Annotated in this window: 4 protein-coding genes and 1 pseudogene; all 5 read right to left on the bottom strand. The window is 37.8% G+C overall.

Features of this window, described 5'->3' with window-relative positions; translation table 11 throughout:
* Positions 1 to 226 precede the first annotated feature (226 nt).
* A complete protein-coding gene (locus G9U52_RS38945) occupies positions 227 to 523 on the bottom strand; it encodes a spore coat protein (RefSeq protein ID WP_166158833.1) in 297 nt (98 codons plus the stop codon).
* 11 nt (positions 524 to 534) lie between these two features.
* Positions 535 to 735, bottom strand: a complete 201-nt coding sequence (locus G9U52_RS38940) for a hypothetical protein (RefSeq protein WP_166158831.1) — start codon at positions 733 to 735, stop codon at positions 535 to 537.
* A gap of 29 nt (positions 736 to 764) precedes the next feature.
* Positions 765 to 1,115 (bottom strand): annotated as a pseudogene (locus G9U52_RS38935) (glutathione-dependent formaldehyde dehydrogenase); the annotation flags it as partial.
* Positions 1,116 to 1,153: 38 nt separating this feature from the next.
* Positions 1,154 to 1,690, bottom strand: coding sequence for a TetR/AcrR family transcriptional regulator (locus G9U52_RS38930; RefSeq protein WP_166158829.1), 537 nt, complete (start codon positions 1,688 to 1,690; stop codon positions 1,154 to 1,156).
* Between the two features lie 141 nt (positions 1,691 to 1,831).
* Positions 1,832 to 2,467: an FMN-dependent NADH-azoreductase gene (locus G9U52_RS38925; RefSeq protein WP_166158835.1), complete on the bottom strand. Its 636-nt coding sequence runs from the start codon at positions 2,465 to 2,467 to the stop codon at positions 1,832 to 1,834.
* Positions 2,468 to 2,642 lie beyond the last annotated feature (175 nt).

Below are 2,642 nucleotides of genomic sequence, written 5' to 3'. Positions count from 1 at the left end.
TTCCTCTGTAACCAAAGGATTTCGGTTTAGGGTTTGTGACAAGAGCTGCCTATTCTTATCGATAACAACGGCAAATTGGTTGCTTTGTAAAATTCCAATTCCATTTTTTGTTGACGATATCCCTGCTTATCTGTCAAAAAAGACTGCTCATTGAGCAGTCTAAGTTTGTCCATATATTCGCTTGCAGTCTTCTTCTTAAAGCAATTTATAATTAGAAAATCAGAGGTTAGCTGGGAATATCCATAGCTGTCTGGATGTTTAGCAAATCTAATTGAATTTGTTCTTTAATATGGTAAGGCTTATAGAGGTCCCGTGACATCATATAGCTCACGATCTTCTCGTGGGTTGCTATCGCTTCATCAAGATGGTTCATTAAAATGGTCTTGATTTCCGTTGTGGCGCATTCGGTTACAGCCATAGCGTAATTGCGGATGCCGCTCTTGGCGTTGATCAGGAAATCCATGGCAATAACTTCATCTGTCAGCGAGTCCAAACCCGTCAAGTGTTCTAGAATCGTGTTCATGCTCTCATCTCCTATCCCATGGTTTTGGACAGCATGTTGCCAAGCTCCTGCAGCTGTCTCGTTGATAATTGAATATCCTCTTGCAAAATTTCTTTTAGCTCTGGACCGGTAATCAGAGCTTGCATCATTTTGGATTTTGTCATGCAGACGGTTTTGAAGGCGGCGATTTCATGAACCTCCAACGTCTCATGTAAGGCGTAAGTCGAATTCATTTTCATTTCCCTCCTAGTAAGAGTAAGCCTTATGGCTTCAGAATAACCTTGATGCAATTATCCGTCTTCGTATCGAATACTTCATATCCATACTTCGCCTCACTAAGCGGAATTACGTGTGTTACCACGTCACCCGGATCGACTTTGCCTGTTGTAATTAACTCATACATATAAGGCATATAATGGATAACAGGAGCTTGTCCGGAGCGAATATTGACATTGCGTTGCATGATATCGCCCAGTGGGAAGCCATTGTAGCGTCCGCCATATACACCCGTAATTTGAATGGTACCGCCTTTACGAACAGCCTGCGAAGCAATCACGATCGGGCCCATCGCACCACCTTGCAGCTTCAAGCCACTTGCTAGAAACTCCAGATCGCAAAAGAAAAAAAAGTATATAGATTGCTTCCTATATACTAGCCTAAAATGATATTTGTCAAACGGTTTACTGCCGTATGCAAAGTTTCTTTCCCCTCTACACATGCCATTGCAACCCCATAAATGCCCCAACTCCAAAAAGTAGCAAGTAAATAATGTTCTTCCTTCACTCCACGCTCTTTATCTAATAAAGCTTGCAGAGTTTCCGTCAATCGTTGTTTAATTTCATAGTCCATTTTCGATTTAAATTCTTCAAGAGCATGTTGACATTGTAGGGATAAATTTATTTGAGAACTCATAATAGCTTGGAGGGACATAATAATCGTTTGTTCATCGATGACTTCTTGTAATGCTACTTCATTAAAAATTTCTTTCGTAAGAACTTCTTTTTGAATTACATCGATTAAATCGTATTTATCCACAAAATGATAGTAAAACGTTGAACGGTTAATCTCTGCTTCTTGTGTAATATCAGCAATGGTAATATCACTAAAATCTTTTTGTTTAATCAGTCTCATAAAACCATTCATGATATTTTCTCTTGTCCGTTGAATCCGTGGATCTTGTTTTTTCATTTGTACCTACCCTTCTCAAAACACTATTATTTTTTAACACTTGTTGGATGACCCAATTATAGCAGAAAATTTTTCAAAAAAAAAAGCAATTCGTGGTCCATTTGTATGGACCACGAATTGCAATATAAAAATAATAAACGATTAGAAGGTTTGTGCTAATTGCTTTGCACGCTCGATGCTTGCTGCTTTAATTTCCCCAGCTTTATTTGGCATTTTAGCTTGACCTTCAATAAATAAACCTTCATATTCAGAAATACCCATGAAGTTCATAATATGTTTTAAATACCGATCGCCTAGCTCTTCATCTGCTAAATGACCTTCTGAATAAAAATCACCACGAGCTTGAATGTGAAGCACTTTCTTACCATGAAGTAAGCCTACAGCACCAGTCTCCGTATATCTGAACGACTTACCAGGTACAGCTACAGCATCAATGTATGCTTTCACAACGGATGGGAATGAGAAGTTCCACATCGGCGTTACGAATATCATTTTATCCGCTGAAATAAATTGATCGAGAATTTCGTTTAGGCGACTAACTTTCGCTAATTCCTCAGTTGAAAGAGCGTCGATTTGCTGTCCTGCACGAAGTTTTCCCCAACCACTGAAAACATCTGCATCTATATTTGGAATATTTTCCTTGAATAAATCCAAGGTCACGATTTCATCCGTTAGGTTTGTTTCTTTATATGTTTCAATAAATGCCTTTCCTGCTGCCATACTAAACGAGTGATTTTCGTCATTTGGATTTGCTGTAATAAATAATACCTTATTAATAATAATCTCCTCTATTCTTTTAAGATTACAACAACTGTTGTTAAAGTCAGTATAAAACGATTTATCAACTAAACAAACCATCAATATTATCGAATTGTTGCAAATCCAACATTTAGCTGGTATTGACTGAAAGATGAATAATCAAAATAATGTTCAATTCGGTGTCCTGTCATAA

This window comes from Paenibacillus agricola, from assembly GCF_011440305.1.
GTDB classification, from domain to species: Bacteria; Bacillota; Bacilli; order Paenibacillales; family NBRC-103111; genus Paenibacillus_S; species Paenibacillus_S agricola.
Note: the sequence above shows the minus strand (reverse complement) of the source record. Positions and strands in the feature narration are given on the sequence as shown.